Source organism: Shewanella sp. TB7-MNA-CIBAN-0143 (genome assembly GCF_040310065.1).
Taxonomy (GTDB): domain Bacteria; phylum Pseudomonadota; class Gammaproteobacteria; order Enterobacterales; family Shewanellaceae; genus Shewanella.
The window spans coordinates 146,268-167,491 of record NZ_JBEOPL010000001.1; the positions used below are offsets into that span (position 1 = coordinate 146,268).

The window sequence follows — 21,224 nt, forward strand, 5'->3', positions numbered from 1 at the left end:
AGTTTGGCTGACTTTATAGAAATGGCGCCTCAGGGCGCCATTTCTATATATATTCTCAGATAAACCTATGCAGGTATTCGTCTCACTAATTCACTTTACCGTGACAGGCTTTATAGCGCTCGCCACTGCCGCAGGGGCAAGGACTATTGCGAGATGGCGGTGCAGCAATAGTGCGGGCGTTATTTGCAGCTGCTGTTTTTGGTATTATTGTTGATGTTGATGTTGCTGATGCAGATTTTACGGATGCTAAATTTGCACTTTCTGGTGAGTTTTTTGGCGAAGTAATAGCCTGTTTGCGTGTTGCTAATTGCTCACTAAGTTCAACATTCATACACGCCACGATAACCAATTGTTCGAACGCCTTTACCGCCGAACCAGAATGAGTCAGTTGCAGTGATTTAGCGCACTGTAGTGCTTTGATCATGGTTTGTTCACGTAGCTCATGATAATGCGGCCAACCTGCTTTAGTGCACTCATATTGCAGCCATAACATCCGCCAATCGGCCACAAACTCTGCGATGACTACTGAAAATGCATTCACTTCGGCAATCTGATTTACAGGGTTGTGCTTAACCTCAGTTAACAGCTCATTAGTTAAGTATTCAACCTCAGCAACAGGCATGATCACTGGGGCATTAAATTGCTCGGTGATGAAGGTTGTAGGTGAGTCTGGGTTAAAACCGACGAATTGACTGTTTAATGTTGTTGATTGATCATCTGCGATTGAACGCGAGTGTTGAAACACCGTGCGCCAAAATTGACTAGAACCTGCTAAATCAACCACTAAATGAACTCGGTATTGGTCGCTGTTATTCTCCACTTTGTGGAGCTTCCAAGAGTCGAAAATCCAACACTCTCCGGCACCCATGTGCACTTGTTTGTCATGGCAAAAAAACTGTACTTGTTCAGTGGTGGTAATGGGAATATGCACTCGTACCCGTTTATACCAATGGTAATTAATGTCTGAATGCAGTGGCACTTGTGCACCTGGCGCTAAGCGCATTAATCTTGAGCGGCTGAGCACCTCACCAAACGAAGCGAGTATTTGTTTTATGTAAGGGCTTTTTGCTAACGCCGCAGTGGGCTGCATTGGCCCTTTAAAATCATTATTAAACTCGCCATTGACCGATATTAACGGAATAGCCGAATTGCCCTGAAAACCTTCATGATGAGTTACCCAATCTTCTTCGGTAAATTGTCCGATCTCTTTGGTTAATTGACCAACATCAAAGCGAAAAGGTAACTGATAAAACTCATGGGGTAACTTCATAATTGGGCTCTCTGTATGCGGCGCTTAACGTTATGATTTTCTTTACAAGGTATTTTTACCCGTTCTACTGACTATTTACAAATGACTAATGCAATTGGCTAACGCAACTGGCCATGGCATTGCTTAAATCGTTTGCCAGACCCACAAGGGCAGGGACTGTTACGAGATACATTTTGCTCGCTTGGCGTAGCGAGTTTTTCAGTTGGTTCGGGTGTCAGTGCTACAGGCTCTGCAATGTCGTGTTGCTGCCATTGAGTGTCATAGATGGGATGACCGCGCTGGCGTAAATGACGATTGATTTTGTTCAGTGTTGCAGCCGTACTCGGCCAAATTTTGGCGATGTCATGATAATTTTCGAGCCACTTATTGGCTTTAGGTGTCGAGATGGTGTAGCGAGAATGCGCTAATGGCTTACTGCATAATTGCGCTAAAGCAGGGTCAAAATCCGTACCGGTAAATTGGCATAGCTGCTTAACGGTTTTCGCAGGATCTGCAATTAATTGATCATAAGACACCATGCACCAGCGATTACTGTCAATCTTTTGCAATGAATCCATAATCGCTTCATTAGCGGATTGCCATTGAAACGCGGCAATAGCCTGTAATGGCTGGCGATTAAGTTGCTGCCATTTTTCTGGTAACAGTAGCGACCAATTACGCTTATCCCATCCCGGTAGATTTGGGTAAGTGACAAACTTATTCGACCGCCACGCTTGCATAATACTGCTGATGTTTTCTTTAGGCTCCCTCACTAAATAGATAAATAAAGCGTCGGGAAACAGCGCATTAAAAAAGTCGACCCGCAAACTGTTTTTTGGGGTTTTTTCTAAAAAGCGGATATTAGTCGTATCAATACTATCGGGTTTATTACCCTGATTATCTTGCAGCGCATCGCTAAAACGTAGCAGTAATTGCTGGTGTAATTCGTCATCGATATCTTGTTCCGTTAACGCATTAGAACTAAATTGACGATAGGCGATATTCAGCTTGGGTATGGTTTCAATTAGCGCATGACTTTCGCCGCCAATGGTCCATATGGACTGGCTTTTTGATAGAACTTCAAACAACAAAGTGCTGCCTGAACGAGGCGCGGATAAAATAATAATGGGCCGATCAAATTGATGCATAGCGGTATGATGTTATTGTTATATTTTTTAACATCATACCCACACCGATATCATATGGCTACTTTATCAATTTCAGTAGAGCCTTAAAGCGGTCACCTTGGGCAACATGTTGCAGCTCAAACAGTAGTGATTCAACATTGGTGAGATTGGCACCATCATTAAGCATCATTTGCACCCCAAGTACTTTATTGTCTGTACCCCGTGATGCAACAGCATCGGCAACAAGATGCACTTGATAGTCGTTGGCCAGTAAATCTTTACACGTTTGGTAAACGCAAACATGGGTTTCGATACCCGCAAGAATGACATTATTGCGGTTTAATGCTTTAAGTTGTTGCTTTGCTTCTTCACAATGCCAGCCACTAAAGTGCTCTTTAGCGATAGGTTTAGTTGTTTGCGATAATATTTGTGCGAGTTCGTCGCTGGTATGGCCTAATTTATTGGGTAATTGTTCTAACCAAATAATCGGAATATCAAATAGTTGTGCACCTTGAATTAATACTGCAAGCTTTTGGTGTAGTTGAGCTGATTGCTGCATAACCTGGGCTAGCTTGCCTTGTACGTCTACAATCATTAATACACTTTGTTCTGCTGTTATCATGGTCAGTTACTCGAATGATTAAGTGAGCTGTCGAGTATTGGTTATTTAGCCGATGGTTAAAATAGGCATTTAGTCTATTATGGCTATGATAATTGTTATGAATGTTCGCTCAGAGAATGTCAGGGATTGATATGAATAAACGTATTGTCATTTGTGCCGATGGAACCTGGAATCGGCCAGAAAAAGATCTTGAAAAAGATCACGCCACTAATGTACTTAAACTCGCCAGAGCCATCAAACCCATTGCTGATGATGGTGTACCGCAACAGGTGTTTTACGATTGGGGAATTGGTTCGTACTATGACTCCATGATTGGTGGGGCAACTGGGCGCGGCTTACATAAAAACATTATGGATGCTTATCGCTACATAGTGCAAAACTACTCTCCTGGCGACGAGATATACCTGTTTGGTTTTAGCCGTGGTGCATACACAGTGCGTTGTTTGTGTGGCCTCATCAATAATTGCGGTATTGTCACTCGACCAGATGCCAAGCTTATTCAGCAAGCGTTTGACCACTATAAAATGAAAACTCAACCTTTTTCACCAGATGGTGATCGCTCTGTGGCGTTTCGTCAGCAACATTCGCATCCTTCACGTGAAGTGGCTTTTGTTGGCGTGTGGGACACCGTAGGGGCGATGGGGATCCCGCTGTCTTTTTTAGGCATGTTTGAAGATAAAGATGAGTTTTATGACGCCAAGTTAGGCCGAAATGTCAAAGTGGCTCGCCATGCACTCGCGTTAGATGAGCATCGCAGCGATTTTGAACCAACCATTTGGGCACCTCGTACCAGCATAGACATACAGCAGGTTTGGTTTATTGGCGCCCACAGTAATATTGGTGGTAGCGTTGCCCCCAATGATGACGGTAGCACCTTGTCTGATATAGCGTTGCAGTGGATGATAAGCCAAGCGCGAGCAGTTAACTTAACGGTCGAGTTACATTTAGCCGATGCTTTATTGCCTAATCCTATGGCGGATATTCAAGATTCATATCGCAGCTTTTATCGGGTTAAAAAACGCTTTATACGCGAGCTTGACCCCGAGCAAGCGCCGATATTATTGCATCAGTCGGTTAAAACGCGCTGGCTGAATGACAGTAATTATCGACCGAAAAATTTAGTAAATTACATTGATAACCATGGTTGGCCCGATAAACTGGTGCAATAATCTGTGTTAACACCATCATTAAATAACGAGTGCTAGCAACCACTAATAGCAACCACTATTAGTCACCACTATTACTAACCATTATTAAAAACATTTCGATTAAGGACAGTATTTTGCTACGTGTATTTTTAACGCTCATCACAGTGATTGGACTCTCATCTGTATCACTCGTTTTACCCGCGGCTGAATCGACGGCTTCAGATGATTTACAAGATAAGCCACACGCTAAACGGATTATTGCTTTATCGCCTCATGGCGTTGAAATGCTGTTTGCTATTGGTGCCGGCGACTCAATTGTTGCCACCACCGATTATGCCGACTTCCCTGCAGCAGCTAAGAATATTCCGAGTATTGGTGGTTATTACGGTATTCAAATCGAGCGAGTGATAGAACTGAATCCCGATTTGGTGCTGGTGTGGCAAAGCGGTAATAAAATGGAAGACATTAATCAGTTACGTGATTTAGGTTTTACCGTTGTGAATAGTGATCCTAAAAGCTTAGCTGATGTTGCCACGGATATTGAACTGCTGGGTAAACTCACCGGACATTCGGTTAAAGCCAAGCAAGTGGCAGATGACTATCGTCAGCAGTTGGCTGATATTACGTTGCAAAACCAAACGAAACCAGCGGTAAAAGTGTTCTATCAATTATGGTCAACGCCACTGATGACAGTGGCTAAGGGCAGTTGGATCCAAAACCTTATTGAAGTGTGTCATGGTGAAAATGTATTTTATGATGCAGCAAGTGAGTACCCACAAATTAGCATCGAAAATGTGTTACTAACCGGCGCTGAAGTGATTTTACAAAGCCAAGATGAAGGCAATATTTTAGGTATCAATTGGTCTGACTGGCCTGAACTACCCGCGGTAAAAAACCAGCATATATATCAGTTTGATGCCGATTTACTGCATCGGGCAACCCCAAGGGCAATTCAAGGCGTTAATGCGGTTTGCGGGGCGTTGGATAAAGTAAGAAAGTAAGACTTTATTTCGTCGCGGCGGCATATTCGATTTCTTATTTCGTCGTGGCGGTATATTCGATTTCTTATTCCGTCATCCCGGTAATGATTGTGAGCCGGGACCCAGCTTTTTTGTTCAAACTTCGTTTGAATTAACATCGCAAGGTTCCACCCTGCACGGGCCAAATACTTTGTCATTCCGGTAATGCTTTTGAGCCGGAATCCGGGTGTTTGCTTGTTGCTTTTATGGCCTGCGGCCACTAACGTCGTGGCGCTTCGCCCACACCAGACCAAGAGGAAACCAACGGCTGTTCCCTCTTGGAACTCCCAGCCGCCCCGCAACATTTTCAAACAGCGAAAAGGTCGCCATGGGGATTGATCCAGCTTTTGACTTCGTTTGAAATCTTCTTCGGCCTTATTCGAAAATGCTAACGCTTCCGATGGTACATCCTGTACCGCGAAAGCTAAGCTCACATCCATGTGAGCTTCACGCTATTTTCTTCAACGTCCTCAAGTCCAGAGTTGAATTTGTCCCTTTACAAGCAAGGCATATTGCTCGTTTCCCTCATTCCGAGTTAGCAAGGTGTATCAGGGGAAAAGCAATAACCGAGCAAAGAAAAAGATGAAATACAATAAACCCTACCTCAAAAGGTGTAATCAGAACAGACAATTAGCCGTAAGATTGTACAAAAAACTACCGTAAAAAAGCAAATTCCTATAGCATCATATGATGAGTAAAAAAGTTACCGATGCGACATCGGCCTAGCACTACAAATGATTTAAACTCTGCCAACATTTCAAGGCATGAATACTAAAACGTTAACAGCCAATTGGAGGTGACATGGAAAGTCTAGATAATATAAAAGTACTAACACGTGGAGAATCTGCGATTATTGCTGGAGTTTGCTCCGGTATTGCAGAGTATTATCATTTACGAAAAAACAGCATCAGGTTAGTATTTTTGTTAACGAGCCTATTTTTTGCCATTCCAGTATTCGCTTATATTGTTTTGTGGTTAGTGCTACCCAAATACCCGACGACAGAGGCTATGGCTCGAGACTTACGGCGAAAGAAACGACAAAGAAAATAAGGTACTTCACTTTATTTTGGTCAAGTAATTGATATTTATTGGGTTTGGTTATCTTGAGCCGATGCTGTAGACAGATTTTTGTCTCAAAAGCATTATTCAAATGATGGGTGGCACAGATTTGTTATTAGCAGATATAAAAGTATTCATATCAACACAAAAAAAACTGACTAAAGCTTTATTGAATGAGCATCCGGAATGTACTAATTATTCATTGTTATTCAACCTGCCAAAGCATGGCAGAATTAAAGTTGATGATATGTATTGGAACTTCAAAAAGCATGGATCAGGTGTGGAGTTCAGCTGTGTTGATGATGGCAGGTTAGTTGACGTCTGTGAACACATTGAACAACCAAACTTGTTTGACGAATGGCGGCTATCTTTCTACCTAGTATCAATTCATGAAGGAGATTATAACTTAAAAAGTGAGTTGGCAGGTCTATGCCAATCTGGTCAAGTGTTACCTAGTAAAAAGTACCCTCGATTACTACTTCTTGCACAATGACTACTTGATGAGTTTTAACAATGCCTAGTCTGGATACCTGCTTAAATAATGGGTGGTACTATTTTTTTGACTCAACCACTTTTGCTGGGCTGAAATATTCAGGCTGTAAGTTGGTTGCTGTTTAAACAATGTGTGGCATGGTTTTTTTACAAGCACTTTAAACGGAACATAAACAGTTGGCTATGTTTTGCTGCGCTACACTATTTTAGCCAACTATTTCTGTCCGCTTAAGTGGGCGCTATATTAATGAGTTTGTACATATGAATGATTTATTAAAAATCCATAGAATTATTGAGGGCGCAATCGTTGGTTTAGACAGTGATATTGTATTAAACGGCTGGTGTCTTCCAGATGGAATAAATTTAAATAGTTATATTAAATTTAAAGCTAATTCAACTAAATCGAATGTTGAGCTCTTAGAACTATTTTATGGAAGAGAGTTTAATACAATTGTTTTAGCTGAGTTAAATAGACCTAGCTTAATACTAATATCCCCATATGATTTAATGCTAAAAGAAGTTATAACAGCTTATGAATTAGGCTATTTCAATATTTGTATTCCATCGTTATTCTCAATAATTGAAGCAATGTTGGTATTTCTAGCAAATGATGGTGATTTTACAAAAATACGTTACATTCATGGGCTAAACAATACTCTAGAATTACCAGGAAATAGTAATATTGAACTCAAAAGTAAATTACATAATATTAAAGAAATAGTTGAGAACTATTTTCAAAAAATAGAGTTTAATAGTGAAGTTAGCTCATCAAAACTAAATAGACATGAAAGCGCCCATGGAAGAAAAGTCGGGTCGTACAATAAAACTGATTGTCTAAAGCTATTGGTTTTAATATCAGTGATTAAATCATGTTATAACAATTAGTGCACAGTATAGCTAACAGGACGTTAACGACTCTCATAGCCATACATTTCCCTAATGGTAGTAGACTCAAATTCTAAAATGCTTCTGCCCATAAATGACTTAGATGCCTCGGCTAGAAATATTCAAATTCAACTCTGGACTTGAGGCCGTTGAAGAAAATGACGTGAGCTGGTCATGGACGGCCAGCTAGCTTACGAGGGGAAGGGACGCCCCATCGGAAGCGTTAGCATTTTCACTCTTTATTGCAAAAAGGGCCGAGGCAGGATTCAAATACGGTTTAAAGCTGGCTCAATTTCCGTCGCAATTTTTTCGCTGCTGTTGTTTGGTTAAATAGCGAAAATGTTGCCGGAACGGCAGGGGTGATCCAAGAGGGGATTGCTGTTGATCCCCTTTTGGCCCGTGCAGGGTGGAACCTTGCGATCTTAAGCGTTAGTGGCCGCAGGCCATATCTTAAACTAACGTTTGTCTAAAAAACGAGTTAGCCTCAGCTTACAAATGTATAAATTCAACCTTGAACTTGGATCTGTTGAAGAAAATGATTACAGCATCATGTTAAGTAAAAGTTACCTAAAATGTATATATGGTATCGACCAAGTCCAACAAGTGATTTATGCTTTGTAAACCGTGTTAAGCACAAATACTAAAACATTATTTTTTATGGATATTTGATAATGGATATGACTCAAAAAGAAGTGGCAGTTGTTAAAGCTGCCATTAAATCACGAAACAAAAGTAAACTGTTCCAGCCAGTGTTATTTGCGATATTAGTTGGCCTTTTAATCGCCATGTTGTTTGGTGTTTTACCTGAAGAACAGTTTGCCTATTTGGCTATTCCCTTAGTTATTTTAACGATATTGTTGCCACAACTTGGTGCTTCACCTAAATATAATGAACTAGTTGATATACTTGAAAAACAACTACCGCAACACGACACAATGGAAAGTGTTTTGTCTCAAGAGTTAAATAAAATACAAGCCAGCCAAAAAGATCATTCATAGTCATTCATGGTTTAAATTTCTGCAAAACATAAGTTTTTGAAAATATTGCTGTTTAATTTACGTCATGATGAAAAGGAAACATCCCCCGGTTATCAACATCCTCGCTTTACTTAACTAGCTGAAATAGTTTTAATTTTTGTTTAAGTCTTACTACTAGATACACAAAAGGCTATATCGAAGAGAATTAAATTACTGGTGTAGATGAGTCAGCGAGTATCCAAAACAGGGATGTTTTGGTTAAGCCCACATGGATGTGCTCGCGGCGTCTCGCTTAATCATCTGCACATTTAGAATAACTAAGATACCCATTTTTATGTTGCTCTAACCAATTTTTGTACCTAAATTAGTTAGATGCCTAGGTTAGAAATGTGCAAATTCAACTCTGAACTTGAGGCCGTTGAAGAAAATGACGTGAGCTGGCCATGGACGGCCAGTTAGCTTTCGAGGGGAAGGGACGCCCCATCGGAAGCGTTAGCATTTTCGAATAAGGCCGAAGAACACACAGACGAAGTTAAAAGCTGGATTCAACCACGTCGCGAAATTATCGCTTTTCAGATAATTTTGATGTGGCGGCTGGGAGTTCCAAGAGGGAATAGCCGTTAATTTCCTCTTGGTCTGGTGTGGGTGAAGCGCCACGACGTTAGTGGCCGTAGGCCATAAGTACAAAGCATAAACAAACACCTGGATCCCGGCTCAAAAGCACTACCGGGACGACGAGAAAGTTATTAACAAGGTAACCCCCGCTATACATAAAACCATAAGTGTCCGCTCGGACACTTTCTCAATGATCGGACAGTTTTCAACGCTGTCCGCGGACACTTCTAGAGTGTTCGGTTATCTTTTTAAATCCTTATCATTCTGAAAATAAACAATAAATAACTATTGGCATGGCTTGTGCTTTATCTTGGCATAAATGTGAAGAGGTGGGTGCGGTCAGCGCGTTACCTAAGGACCTGAGATGATTAAAGACACAAGTAGCCAAGATACTGTTATTGCGCCTAAGTTAGGCCGTAAATTGCGCTTACCCTTGATGATAGGTTGTGGTGCCATATTGATGAGCGCGTTGGTGTGGGCGAGTTTAAGTCATGACAGTAATCAACGCTCGGTTGATGGTGCAGATTTACGTTTGGCAACCTTAACCCGTGGCACGTTGGTGCGAGATATTGCCACTACCGGTAAAATTGTCGCGGCCAATGCGCCGATTTTATATAGCACGGAAGAAGGTGTGGTGACGCTATTAAGTCAGCCAGGTGATGAAGTTGAGCTGGGGCAAGTGGTAGCCAAGATTGAAAGCCCGCGTTTACAAAGTGAATTGCAACAACAGCAGTCGATGCTTGAAGGCATGCAGGGCAGTTTAGAGCGTGCCAAGTTAGATGCTCGCCGTGAGCAATTGCGCGTTAGCCAGATTTTAGACATGGCGAAAGTGGATTTAGAAGCGGCTGATCGTGAAAGCCGTCGTGGCGATCAATTGATTGAGTCGAGTTTGATCAGCAAAATCGATTTTGAAAAAAGCAAAGATGATTTACACAAAGCCAAATTATTACATAAGCATGCCCAGCAAGAAGTCGAGCTTATGCGCGATACCCTCAGTTTTGAAATTAAAAACCGCACCCTTGAAGTACAACGCCAGGCTTTAGTCGTGAGAGAGTTAACTCGTCAAGCCAACGCCTTGAGTATTATCGCGCCGGTTAGCGGCATTATTGGTAACTGGCTGGTGGAACAAAAAGCCCGTATTGCCGCCAGCCAACCAATATTAACTGTGGTCGATTTAACTGCCTTTGAAGCTGAGTTAGCTGTGCCAGAGTCTTATGCCGATGAACTGGGTTTAGGGATGGATGTCGAGCTGAGTTTTGGTAACGTTAATGTGGTAGGCCAATTATCGTCAATTTCACCCGAAGTACGTAATCGTGAAGTGACCGCCCGAGTGCGTTTTGCTGACAGTAACACTTTGTCGTTACGTCAAAATCAGCGTTTGTCTGCCCGAGTCTTACTGGAAAACAGACCCAATGTGTTGATAGTGAAACGCGGTGATTTTCTCAATATGGGCGGCGAAGTGGCGTATCAAGTGAGTGACGCTGTTGCTCATAAGAAAGTCGTTAAATTGGGCGCACGCAGTATGAGCCAAGTTGAAGTGCTTGAAGGCGGTGAAGAGGGTGATGTATGGGTGATATCCGGTACCGAAACCTTTAAAAATGATCCAACAATTCAAATCCGATAGCTAAGTTGATAATTAAGTCGATAGCTAAATCAATAACGAATCAAATAACCAAACACTCAACGGAGTAAGGACATTCTATGACTTTTATTCAACGTAGACAGCTTATCGCGCTACTGGCGTTATTTATTCTCGCAATAGCGGTGAGTTATCGCATTGATAATCATACAGATTGGTTATCGGTTAGTTTGCAATTAATTGACATGAGTAGCCAGGTTTCGAATCGATTAAGAGATATTAGTCCTACCGTTAGTTTGCATATTGATATTAGCGACATGGTCAAGATTAAGCTGCTGTTTTAGCCATGACTGATACTAACGGCACTGACGCCAATAACATTAAAAACAAAAGTATTTAACAAAGCCGTATTCAGATTTGCAAGATTGACATTATCAGCCCTAGGCGCTGGGATGCGACAACCGAATTAACCAAGGAAGCCATTATGTTATCCATGAAAAATATCAGTAAAGTATTCAAAACTGACTTAGTTGAAACCCATGCGCTACGCGACTTTAACCTTGAAGTGAAAGAAGGTGAGTTTGTTGCGGTGACAGGCCCGTCTGGTTCAGGTAAAACCACCTTTTTGAATATTGCGGGTTTGCTCGAAGGCTTCACTTCTGGCGAGTTCAGCCTTGATGGCGTTAATGTGTCGAATTTAAGTGACAACAAAAGCGCTAAAGTCCGTAATGAAAAAATTGGCTTTATCTTTCAGGGGTTCAACCTTATTCCTGACCTTAACCTGGCCGAAAACGTCGAAGTGCCATTGCGTTATCGCGGTATGAATGCCAGTGAGCGTAAGCGCCGAGTAGAATCAGCATTAGAACAAGTAGGCTTAGGTGCGCGGATGAAACACTTACCGACGCAATTGTCTGGCGGACAACAACAACGTGTCGCCATTGCGCGTGCATTAGCAGGCGAACCACGGTTTTTATTAGCCGATGAACCAACCGGTAATTTAGACAGCTTAATGGCGCGCCAGGTGATGGAATTACTTGAAAATATCAATCAACAAGGCACCACCATTATTATGGTGACACATGACTCAGAGCTTGCGCGTCGTGCCCAGCGCAATATTCAAATTGTTGATGGTCAAGTATGTGATTTTTCGATGTACCAACCAGCTGCTACCGGCACTCGCTAAGGGGAACACTATGTTTTTTTACTATTGTGATTTAGCGTGGCGAAGTATCCGTAAAACGCCGATGTTATCGATGTTGATGGTATTAGCGATTTCGATTGGTATCGGCATTACTATCACTACGCTCAATGTCTATAAAACTATGTCTTATAATCCGGCGGGCGATCGCAGTGAGGTGATTAATTCAGTGCAGTTGTGGAGCCAAGGCTTGGATACCTGGGATGAGTTTATTCCAAGCATCACCTATATGGATGCGATGAACTTACGCAATAACAAAGAATTAAGCCTCAAAGCAGCGACTTATCGAACTGGCTTAGCATTGCAATCTGACAATCCTAAAATTGAACCCGTGTTGAACAGCGTTCGGTTAACCGACAGAGACTTTTTTCGGATTTTTTCGGTACCCTTTATTTATGGCAGTTACTGGGATACCAGTGTTGATTTACGCCCAGCTTACCAAGTGGTGATTAGTCAAAAATTAAATTTACGCTTTTTTGAAGGTAAAAATAGCGTAGGCAAAACACTCTTTTTAGACCGTAAACCTTATCAAATTGTTGGGGTGATTGATGACTGGAATCCGCAACCTAAATACTACGATCCACTTAATGGTGCCTTTAATGATGCTGAAGAGATATTCATTCCGTTTTCGTTAACAGGCCAAGAAGAATTTGATGTATGGGGTAACACCAGCGGTTGGAAGTTCGAACCCATGATCACATACAGCGACCGCTTAGCGTCAGAAAAAGTATGGATTCAATTTTGGACTGAACTGAACACCGATGAGCAGAAACAAAGCTTTTTAGGCTGGTTAACGCGTTATGTTGAGCAGCAAAGAGCGCTCGGCCGCTTTACTGATACCGCTAAAATCCCTAGCGAATCAGTGCAAATTAGCGACATCGCGAAATGGCTTGAAGATAACGATGTGGTGCCCAAAGATAACAAAATACTCGTCGGTTTAAGCTTGCTGTTTTTAAGCGTTTGCTTGGTGAATATTCTCGGGCTGTTGCTAACCAAGTTTTTAAAGCGTGCGCCAGAGGTGGGTGTTCGTCGTGCTATTGGTGCCAGTCGTGGACAGATTTTTAGTCAGTATATGGTCGAAGTGGGTATGATTGGTTTTATCGGTGGCGTAGTGGGTTTGTTATGGGCTTGGGGGTCGTTAACGGCGCTGCATAGCTATTTTTCAATGGACCAAAGTGTTACTGGACTTGATGCCAGTATGTGGATTATCACGCCATTAATTGCTATTTCTACCGCGGTATTGGCTGGGGTTTACCCTGCTTGGGTGGTGTGCCGCACTAAACCCAGTGTGTATTTAAAAGCCCAATAACTCCAGTTAAGCTTAAGAAAGGACATCACCATGTTACATATCAAACCGATTTTATCCAGTTTAATGCGCAGTAAAAGTGCGCCGGTTTTATTGCTATTGCAGATTATTTTGTCAGTTGCGATAGTCGCCAATGCGAGCTTTATTATTAACGAACGTTTGTCGCTAATGCAGCGAGAATCTGGCTATGCCGAAGATCAGATCCTGACCTTTAACCTGTATAATTTCGATCCTGCTATCGACAACATGAAACAAAACCAAGTTGACCAACAAATTTTGCGTTCGCTGCCCAATGTAATTGATGCCAGTTACAGCAATATGTTGCCGTTAAGCGGCAGCGGATGGATGGATCGCTATGTTGACGGCCCAGATGCCGATACCGCTAAAAGCACCCCTGGGTTTGCCTTTTATTTGGGTAATGAGCACTTACTCAATGTGATGGGAGCGAAGTTAATTGCCGGGCGAAATTTTACCGCCGATGAAATTAATACCAGCTTAGATGACAGCGGCATGATGGCGTTAGTGTCGCAACCGTTAGCCAAAGCCTTTTGGGGCGATGAGTCACCTTTAGGTAAAACCATGTATCAAGGTGAGCAAGCCGTGACCATTATAGGCGTAGTTGATAAGCTGCAAGGTGCTTGGGTTGACCACGAAAACTTTGAATACAGCGTGATCCAGAATATCGATTTTGGTGGCAGTAGTAGTAATAAATCATACATGGTGCGGGCATTACCTGAACATATTCCAGCGTTAGAAGAAGCCATTAGTAAAGCCTTGTATGCAGAAAACCCAAACCGTGTAGTGGAAAACTTCCAAACACTCACCACGATTAAAAATTTAACTTACAGTAACCACCGTTTAATGGCGACAGTGTTAAGTATTATGGTGGTGTTATTGTTATTAATTACAGCGTTGGGATTAACCGGTATGGTGATGTTTAATATTCAACGCCGCACCAAACAAATAGGCACTCGCCGCGCGCTGGGTGCACGTAAACGTGACATTATTGAATACTTTATGGTGGAAAATTACCTAATTTGTATTGTCGGTGGGGTCATCGGTGGCATGCTATCGTTGGTACTTGGGCAGCAATTAATGTCACTGTATAGCTTACCTATGGTACCGGTGATTTATCCGATTATCTCTGTTATTGGTTTGCTGGTTGTAACTACGCTAGCGGTAATAGTGCCCGCAGCTAAGGCGGCTAATATTTCACCCGCCATGGCAACGCGCAGTGTGTAGACCGCATACCATTAGAGGCTCAGCTTGGTACTCAGCTTGGTACTCAGCTTGAGACTCTATGCGAGACAGTCATTGCTAATGTATTGAATTTTGCCCTAGCGTGCTAGGCTTATAAACGTGACTAATAAATACAGATATTTGGATATAACTCAATGAGAACAACATCATCGTAATGGATAATATTTTAATTGTTGATGACAATCACGCCATTTGCCAAGCGCTTGCGTTAATGATTGAACTGCATGGCTATCAGGCAATTTTTTGTCATTCACCAGAAGCGGCTATTGAGATTGTGACTAATAAAGAGATCAGCTTAGTCATTCAAGACATGAACTTTAGCCGTGATACCACCTCGGGTGAAGAAGGCAAGCAACTGTTTTACGCATTGCGTCAGTTACAGCCTAATTTACCGATTATTTTAATGACCGCGTGGACCCAATTAGAAACCGCTGTCGAATTGGTTAAAGCCGGTGCGGCCGATTACATGGGGAAACCGTGGGATGACGCTAAGCTGCTTAATAGTATTAGCAACCTATTATCAATTTATCGACTGTCTCAGCAAAATAGCCAATTAACCCGGATAGACAGTGAACGCATGTCGGCCATTAATGGCGCCGATTTATGTGGCTTAATTTTTGGTAGTGGCGCCATGCAGCGCTGTGTTGATTTGGCATTGCAAGTTGCGCGATCCGATGTGTCGGTGATGATCACTGGCCCAAATGGTGCGGGCAAAGACAAAATAGCCGATATTTTACAGGCCAACTCGCCATTAAAAGACAAACCGTTTATTAAGGTCAACATTGGTGCTTTACCAATGGATTTATTAGAGGCCGAATTGTTTGGCGCAGAAGCGGGCGCTTTTACGGGCGCCAATAAAACCCGTATGGGCCGTTTTGAAGCTGCCGATGGTGGCACATTATTTTTAGATGAAATTGGTAATTTGCCATTATCTGGCCAAGTGAAACTATTGCGTGTGTTACAAACCGGTGAGTTTGAACGTTTAGGCAGTCATCAAACCCGCAAAGTGAATGTGCGGGTGATTAGTGCTACCAACGCGGATTTAGCCGACGACATTGCTCATGGGCGTTTTCGTGAAGATTTGTTTTACCGTTTAAATGTCATTGAGCTAGCCATATCACCATTGAATCAACGCCAGGACGATATTTTACCGTTAGTGAAACACTTTATTGGTGTCAATTTTAGCCTTGATAAGTCGACCCAACAGGCGTTAATTAATCACAGTTGGTCGGGTAATGTGCGTGAATTAGAAAACGCCTGTAAAAGGGCGGCGCTATTAGCTAAGTCACCACAATTAACGATTGATGACTTTGGCTTGATGGCGATAGCTAATGGCGGCCCGGCTACCCAGCATGTGCTTGTTGTTGAGCATCATCTTGGCCAACAAGATCAGGGCATTGATGAAACTCAGTCGATTTGCGAACCCGATAAGCAACAGCTAGAAGACGCTTTAGCGCAATATAATGGCGTCATTGCCAGAGTAGCAAAATCGTTTGGCTTAAGTAGACAAGCCCTTTATCGCCGTATGGAGAAATATGGCCTTAGGGTGACTAGATAATGATGTTATCACTGCGCACTAAATTGCTGATCAGTAACATGTTGAGCTGCCTTTTGGGAGCGATGTCAGGCGCTTTAGTGTGGCTTACATTGGGTGATGACACCTTATGGTTGGCTATTATTGTGATGCTGGCGGTGTGTTATTTTTGCAGTATGTGGCTAACAAGACGATTAAGTGAAAGTCTGCAAGCATTGGAAATCGGTCTACTTAACTTTAAAGATAATGATTTTAGTGTGTCGCTGCATCCCTACGGCGAACCACAATTAGATGCGCTAGTGAGCTTATATAACCAAGCATCGGCAAAATTGCGTAGTGAGCGACAGTTTATTTATCAGCGCGAGTTAATGCTCGATAAAGTGATTCAGAACTCACCTAATGTCATGCTATTAATCGATAATTCCCAGCGAGTCATTTACGCCAATGGCGCAGCAAGACATTTGTTTAATCAGGGTGTCAAAGTAGAAGGCATGTTGTTACCTGATCTTGTGGTGATGTTACCCGACACGCTTAAAGCGGCGTTAAGCAGTGAGCAAGAAGGACTGTTTTCGATGGGCGGTAGCGGGGCCGATGGTGTTGATAGTCATTCTAATACTGATGCTGACAGTAGCGACGTTGAAACCTGGCATATCTCTCGTGGCCGCTTCACTCAAAACAATCAGCAGCACCATTTAATTTTGCTTAAACAGCTCACCAAAGAACTTAACCGCCAAGAAGTGGCTGTGTGGAAAAAGGTGATTCGAATTATTAGCCACGAGCTTAATAACTCGGTCGCGCCCATTGCTTCTATGGTCAACTCCGGTAAGTTTTTAACCCAGCACTTAGACAACAGTAAGCTGCAATTGATTTTTGATACCATCGAAAATCGCACCACACACCTGAGCCAATTTATTTCCCATTATGCTCAGTTTGCTAAGTTACCACTGCCACAAAAAGCCTCAATTGATTGGGCTAAGATGACCCAGCAATTAGCGCAGCAATACCCATTTAACCTGTTATCACCTTTACCAGTTAATCCAATCAAGCTCGATGCAGTGCAATTAGAACAAGTCTTTATCAATCTGCTTAAAAACGCTCACGAGTCTGGCGCGGAGGCAGACACTGTGTCGATAACGTTTGAGGAAGTGACTCATCCAATTAACGGGTTATTAATCAAAGTAGATGACCAAGGTTGCGGGATGTCTAGCGAGGTATTGTCGCAAGCCTTGTTACCGTTTTACTCAACTAAACAATCTGGTACTGGCATTGGCTTGCCATTATGCCGTGAAATTATTGAAGCCCACGGTGGCCGAATTAGCATGCAAAACCGCCCAGAAGGCGGCTTAAGCGTTAAAGTATGGTTGCCTTCACAGCAGAGTTAACACTGACTAATGATGAATAAAGTCTGATTGTTTCGAGTTATATTTTCCAAAAGAGAGTTGAAGCCTTAAAGCGTTTTTCAAATATGGCCTACGGCCACTAACGTCGTGGCGCTTCGCCCACACCAGATTAAATTACCCTGAGTAAGTTGTCAACTTACTCAGGGTAATTTAATCGTCTTCCCGTCTCAAAAGCACTGCCGGGACGACGAGAAAGTAGTTATCAAGCTTTGTCCTGAAATGCGTTAACGTAAATTAGCTACTTACTCACAACTGCTCGAATTAAGCCGCGTTGAAACCAGGTTTGCATGGTTTGCAGTACCATCATTGGCGCAGATTGCTCGTCGTGCCATTGCAGCATTTGTTCGCACTGGTCGGCAAAGTTGTTGCCCTGAATAAACCCAAGTAACAACGCATGTTGCTCTGTCGATAACGACACAAACTCGGTTAAGCGAGACTCTCCCCGCCATAATAACCACGCTCTAGGCGACTCATAGTCTGGCGTCGGTGGTGCGGTATCTATTTTCAAGGCTTGCCAAGCTTCGACTGCATTACTGTTACAAGTGAATATTTGTACGCTAGGATGAAAGCGTAAACAGCAATTGGGCCACAATTTTGGTGATATGGCCTGTAAGTCGCTAAAGCTTGTACGGGCACAATCGGCTGCATCAAATGCATTGAGTAAACGGCGTTCGAATCGCGCTAAATCGGCAATAATGGGATGCTGTTTAAAAAACGCATCTTGCTGTAAAAAATCCGGTAAACCATCACAAAACTGGCGCAGTGATTTATTACTTGATGGATATTGACGAGTATAGTCGGCTGCCATTTTATCGAATAAATCGTCACCCAAATACAAACCTAGCAGCTGGTGGTCGGTTTCAATGGTTTCTTTTAATCGAATTCGGTAAGCATTTGCATAAATTTGTAGGCGATCATCGGCGCTGATCCCCGCTTGTTCAGACACGTTTGCTTTCATCACCGACTGAATCTGTCCGTACTGTGTATCCGAACCATCAGACAGTAAATATTGCATAAATTGTTGTTGAATTTCAGCTAAACGACTCATGTTTATGCCCTGACTTTTTGCGATGAAGCATGATTAGCGCTGATGAATTTGCTGACGTCATCAAGTGAACGAGTGCCAAACTGTGAGCGTGCTAGGGCAGGGTCGTCGGGCAAGGTTAACTGAGCAATGTTTTTCGCTTCGAGTAATTCTTGGTATAACGCTGGGAACTCGGGAATATTAGCGTCGCGCTCAATCATGGTGCTAACCGCGCCAAAGCGCTCTAGTGCCGCTTGGTATAAGGTCCACACTGACGGCGGAATATCGTGGTCGTGGGTATCAATGACATAATCACCAAAATCGCTGTGGCCAGCTAAGTGAAACTGTTGTACCCGGCGTGGGTCGATTTTTTTAAGGTAATCGAGTGGATTAAAATGATGATTACGGGCGCTGACATAAATATTATTGATGTCGAGTAATATTAAGCAATCTGCGGCTTCTGCTACTTGGCTTAAAAAATCCCATTCATCCATGGTCGAGTCTTGGTAAGACAAATAGCTTGAGACGTTTTCCAGTAAAATTCGACGACCGAGTACGTCTTGTACTTGCCGAACTCGCTGCGCTACATGATTAACGGTTTCTTCGGTATAAGGCAGTGGCAGTAAGTCATGGCTATTGACGCCGTGAATTGAGGTCCAGCAAATATGATCAGATATCCATTTAGGTTGAATGTCGTTACTGAGCTTTTTAAGGGCTTTTAAGTAATCCATGTCTAAAGGATCGGTACTGCCTATCGACATTGATACGCCATGCATCACTACAGGATATTGTTCGGCAATGGCTTCTAAATAATATCGGGGTTTACCACCAGCGACTAAGTAGTTTTCAGATAGCACTTCAAACCAGTCAATATCTGGCTGGTGTTGCAAAATGTATTCAAAATGGTCGGTTCGTAAGCCCAAGCCAAATCCGAGAAAGTCTTCTGTAATGCGCGTATCTGGCATGGTGAATCCTATTTTAATGCAAATTTTCTAGCTTGATTTAGGCAAAACTTGCGTTAATAATTGAGATAGTAAGCTGATGACCCTGTCACAATAGTAGGTGACAGCGTCATCAAACGAAGCTTAATTAGCTTGTTTTACCGCCAATATCAGCACAAGATTTTGCTGTAGTGCTAACAAAACCAGTGCCTTTACAACTTGCCATACCGCCACAAGCGTTATCAGCACCTTTACAATCGTTATGGCCTTTACAGACGTTAACACCGTAACAATGTACTAAATCGGCTTTAGTGACTTTACCAACCCAATCATCTTTTTGCGTGCCGCCTACATCAGCACAGGCTTTTGAAGGCATGCCAACAAAACCAGTGCCTTTACAACTTGCTTGACCGCCACAGGCATTGTCGGCTGTTTTACAATCGTTATGGCCTTTGCAGGTGTTAACGCCGTAACAATGGACTAAATCTGTTTCGCCTGCTGCCAAAGGTGCCGTGCTTGTTTCAGCGGCCATAGCCTGACCTGATAAGCTTGCCATTGCGAGTGCTAATGCTGCGCCGGTTAAGCTGCTTTGTGCTTTCATATTCATGATGTATTCCTTGCATTTGTGGTTATTATGTTTACTGCTATTCATGTTTACCCATGACAAGATTGACTGGGTACAGCCATTATTCTTGTTAGGAGGTATTAGTAATGACCGTGGTGCTGCGAAAGATCTTTCAAGTTAAAGTGTAGACTAGTCACTAAAATGTTGTTGATGTGTTAACTTGTGATTGATTTATAAGGTGAAACAATAATTTACGATTTTGCAGATGAGTGCTTAAGCATTATATGAATTAGGTTGTTATTAAGGCCGGTAGATTATGTTATTTTGTTCTGATTACACTAGTGGTTAACACAACGCGTTCAATCGTAACGAATACAACGAATACAACTAAAACACAGCTACACATAATAAGAATATTAATAACTAAGGATAGATTATGCAGACGATACTGATATGTTTATTGATTGCCATGCTGTTGCCGTATGCGGCAAAAGTTCCATTAGCGATGGCAATGGCTAAATTAGGCCGATATGACAATGACCATCCAAGAGCCCAGCAAGCTCAATTAACCGGTTTTGGGGCGCGAGCATTAGCAGGGCATCAAAATGCATTTGAATCGGTAATCGTATTTGGGATTGCAGTATTAACAGCATTACTGACCAATAATGTCACCGATATTGTTGCGCTTTTAGCCATAGTACATGTGGTCGCACGGCTGGTTTACCATGCGCTGTATTTATTGAATTTTGGCACATTACGTTCATTGTCTTGGTTTGTTGCCATCGGTGCATCGATTGGAATATTTTGCCAAGCGTTTTAAGCTTATGTTACTCAAACAACGGTGACTCCCATAAAAAAACGCCTTAATGGCGTTTTTTTATGGGAGTCAGTTGATACTCGTCATCATGAGGGTAGTCTAGGCTTAGTATTGGTTTAGTATTGGCTTCGCATTGGGTTTAGTATTGGCTTAATCTAGACTCGCAACACGTTCGTAGCCCATTTCGGTTAATTGGTCGTTAACGCAATCAAGCAAAAATGCGCCGACTTCACTTTCTGGCAGTTGGTCTTCAAGTGCAATTTGCTGGCAGGCTTCTTTTAATGAAACTACATCGCTAACGGGTGCTTGGGGAAGTGCAGCAGCACTAAAACTCATCGCTGTACCGCTAATTAACATAGCAGCTAAAGTCGTAAGGGCTAAACGTGAATGACGTGAATGTTGCATGG

21 protein-coding genes are annotated in these 21,224 nt (G+C 42.5%); 14 read left to right on the top strand and 7 right to left on the bottom strand.

Features of this window, described 5'->3' with window-relative positions; translation table 11 throughout:
• Positions 1-85: 85 nt before the first annotated feature.
• The 3 genes from AAEY97_RS00610 to AAEY97_RS00620 form a co-directional block, all read right to left on the bottom strand.
• The gene (locus tag AAEY97_RS00610) at positions 86-1,270 is read right to left on the bottom strand and encodes an aspartyl/asparaginyl beta-hydroxylase domain-containing protein (RefSeq protein WP_350995789.1); all 1,185 of its coding nucleotides are present in this window, start codon (positions 1,268-1,270) and stop codon (positions 86-88) included.
• Positions 1,271-1,368: 98 nt separating this feature from the next.
• Positions 1,369-2,397: a sulfotransferase family protein gene (locus AAEY97_RS00615; protein WP_162022482.1), complete on the bottom strand. Its 1,029-nt coding sequence runs from the start codon at positions 2,395-2,397 to the stop codon at positions 1,369-1,371.
• A 58-nt stretch (positions 2,398-2,455) separates the two neighbouring features.
• A complete protein-coding gene (locus AAEY97_RS00620; protein ID WP_059746537.1) occupies positions 2,456-2,998 on the bottom strand; it encodes a hydrolase in 543 nt (180 codons plus the stop codon).
• 131 nt (positions 2,999-3,129) lie between these two features.
• Here AAEY97_RS00620 and AAEY97_RS00625 point away from each other — a divergent pair, with 131 nt between their 5' ends.
• From AAEY97_RS00625 to AAEY97_RS00685, 13 genes are all read left to right on the top strand, one after another.
• Positions 3,130-4,167 carry a T6SS phospholipase effector Tle1-like catalytic domain-containing protein gene (locus AAEY97_RS00625; RefSeq protein ID WP_335689920.1) on the top strand — a complete coding sequence of 346 codons (1,038 nt, stop codon included), beginning with the start codon at positions 3,130-3,132 and terminating at the stop codon, positions 4,165-4,167.
• A gap of 110 nt (positions 4,168-4,277) precedes the next feature.
• Positions 4,278-5,147, top strand: coding sequence for a cobalamin-binding protein (locus tag AAEY97_RS00630; protein WP_502959422.1), 870 nt, complete (start codon positions 4,278-4,280; stop codon positions 5,145-5,147).
• 819 nt (positions 5,148-5,966) lie between these two features.
• A complete protein-coding gene (locus AAEY97_RS00635; RefSeq protein WP_350995794.1) occupies positions 5,967-6,215 on the top strand; it encodes a PspC domain-containing protein in 249 nt (82 codons plus the stop codon).
• A gap of 100 nt (positions 6,216-6,315) precedes the next feature.
• On the top strand, positions 6,316-6,717 hold the full coding sequence (locus AAEY97_RS00640) for a DUF6896 domain-containing protein (protein WP_350995797.1): 402 nt from the start codon (positions 6,316-6,318) through the stop codon (positions 6,715-6,717).
• Positions 6,718-6,977: 260 nt separating this feature from the next.
• A complete protein-coding gene (locus AAEY97_RS00645) occupies positions 6,978-7,601 on the top strand; it encodes a hypothetical protein (protein WP_350995800.1) in 624 nt (207 codons plus the stop codon).
• Positions 7,602-8,272: 671 nt separating this feature from the next.
• A complete protein-coding gene (locus AAEY97_RS00650; protein WP_335689926.1) occupies positions 8,273-8,599 on the top strand; it encodes a hypothetical protein in 327 nt (108 codons plus the stop codon).
• Positions 8,600-9,557: 958 nt separating this feature from the next.
• Positions 9,558-10,817, top strand: coding sequence for an efflux RND transporter periplasmic adaptor subunit (locus AAEY97_RS00655; protein ID WP_123883843.1), 1,260 nt, complete (start codon positions 9,558-9,560; stop codon positions 10,815-10,817).
• Between the two features lie 77 nt (positions 10,818-10,894).
• Positions 10,895-11,116 (top strand): hypothetical protein, encoded by a 222-nt coding sequence (locus AAEY97_RS00660; RefSeq protein ID WP_101085844.1) that lies wholly within the window; start codon positions 10,895-10,897, stop codon positions 11,114-11,116.
• A gap of 140 nt (positions 11,117-11,256) precedes the next feature.
• Positions 11,257-11,955: an ABC transporter ATP-binding protein gene (locus tag AAEY97_RS00665; RefSeq protein WP_123883845.1), complete on the top strand. Its 699-nt coding sequence runs from the start codon at positions 11,257-11,259 to the stop codon at positions 11,953-11,955.
• A 10-nt stretch (positions 11,956-11,965) separates the two neighbouring features.
• Positions 11,966-13,279 carry an ABC transporter permease gene (locus tag AAEY97_RS00670; RefSeq protein WP_162022485.1) on the top strand — a complete coding sequence of 438 codons (1,314 nt, stop codon included), beginning with the start codon at positions 11,966-11,968 and terminating at the stop codon, positions 13,277-13,279.
• A 30-nt stretch (positions 13,280-13,309) separates the two neighbouring features.
• The gene (locus tag AAEY97_RS00675; RefSeq protein WP_123777219.1) at positions 13,310-14,518 is read left to right on the top strand and encodes an ABC transporter permease; all 1,209 of its coding nucleotides are present in this window, start codon (positions 13,310-13,312) and stop codon (positions 14,516-14,518) included.
• A gap of 172 nt (positions 14,519-14,690) precedes the next feature.
• On the top strand, positions 14,691-16,094 hold the full coding sequence (locus AAEY97_RS00680; RefSeq protein WP_335689932.1) for a sigma-54-dependent transcriptional regulator: 1,404 nt from the start codon (positions 14,691-14,693) through the stop codon (positions 16,092-16,094).
• Positions 16,095-16,096: 2 nt separating this feature from the next.
• Positions 16,097-17,452, top strand: coding sequence for a sensor histidine kinase (locus tag AAEY97_RS00685; RefSeq protein WP_335690488.1), 1,356 nt, complete (start codon positions 16,097-16,099; stop codon positions 17,450-17,452).
• 256 nt (positions 17,453-17,708) lie between these two features.
• Here AAEY97_RS00685 and AAEY97_RS00690 read toward each other — a convergent pair whose 3' ends face one another.
• From AAEY97_RS00690 to bufA2, 3 genes are all read right to left on the bottom strand, one after another.
• Positions 17,709-18,518: an HvfC/BufC family peptide modification chaperone gene (locus tag AAEY97_RS00690; protein ID WP_350995805.1), complete on the bottom strand. Its 810-nt coding sequence runs from the start codon at positions 18,516-18,518 to the stop codon at positions 17,709-17,711.
• A 2-nt stretch (positions 18,519-18,520) separates the two neighbouring features.
• Entirely contained in the window at positions 18,521-19,459 is a 939-nt protein-coding gene (gene bufB / locus AAEY97_RS00695; RefSeq protein WP_101085838.1) for an MNIO family bufferin maturase, read from the bottom strand.
• A gap of 124 nt (positions 19,460-19,583) precedes the next feature.
• Complete coding sequence (gene bufA2 / locus AAEY97_RS00700; protein ID WP_101085837.1) at positions 19,584-20,042, bottom strand: BufA2 family periplasmic bufferin-type metallophore; 459 nt, start codon at positions 20,040-20,042, stop codon at positions 19,584-19,586.
• A 394-nt stretch (positions 20,043-20,436) separates the two neighbouring features.
• Here bufA2 and AAEY97_RS00705 point away from each other — a divergent pair, with 394 nt between their 5' ends.
• Positions 20,437-20,820 (top strand): MAPEG family protein, encoded by a 384-nt coding sequence (locus AAEY97_RS00705; RefSeq protein WP_350995808.1) that lies wholly within the window; start codon positions 20,437-20,439, stop codon positions 20,818-20,820.
• Positions 20,821-20,967: 147 nt separating this feature from the next.
• Here AAEY97_RS00705 and AAEY97_RS00710 read toward each other — a convergent pair whose 3' ends face one another.
• Entirely contained in the window at positions 20,968-21,222 is a 255-nt protein-coding gene (locus tag AAEY97_RS00710) for a hypothetical protein (protein ID WP_350995811.1), read from the bottom strand.
• Positions 21,223-21,224: the final 2 nt, after the last annotated feature.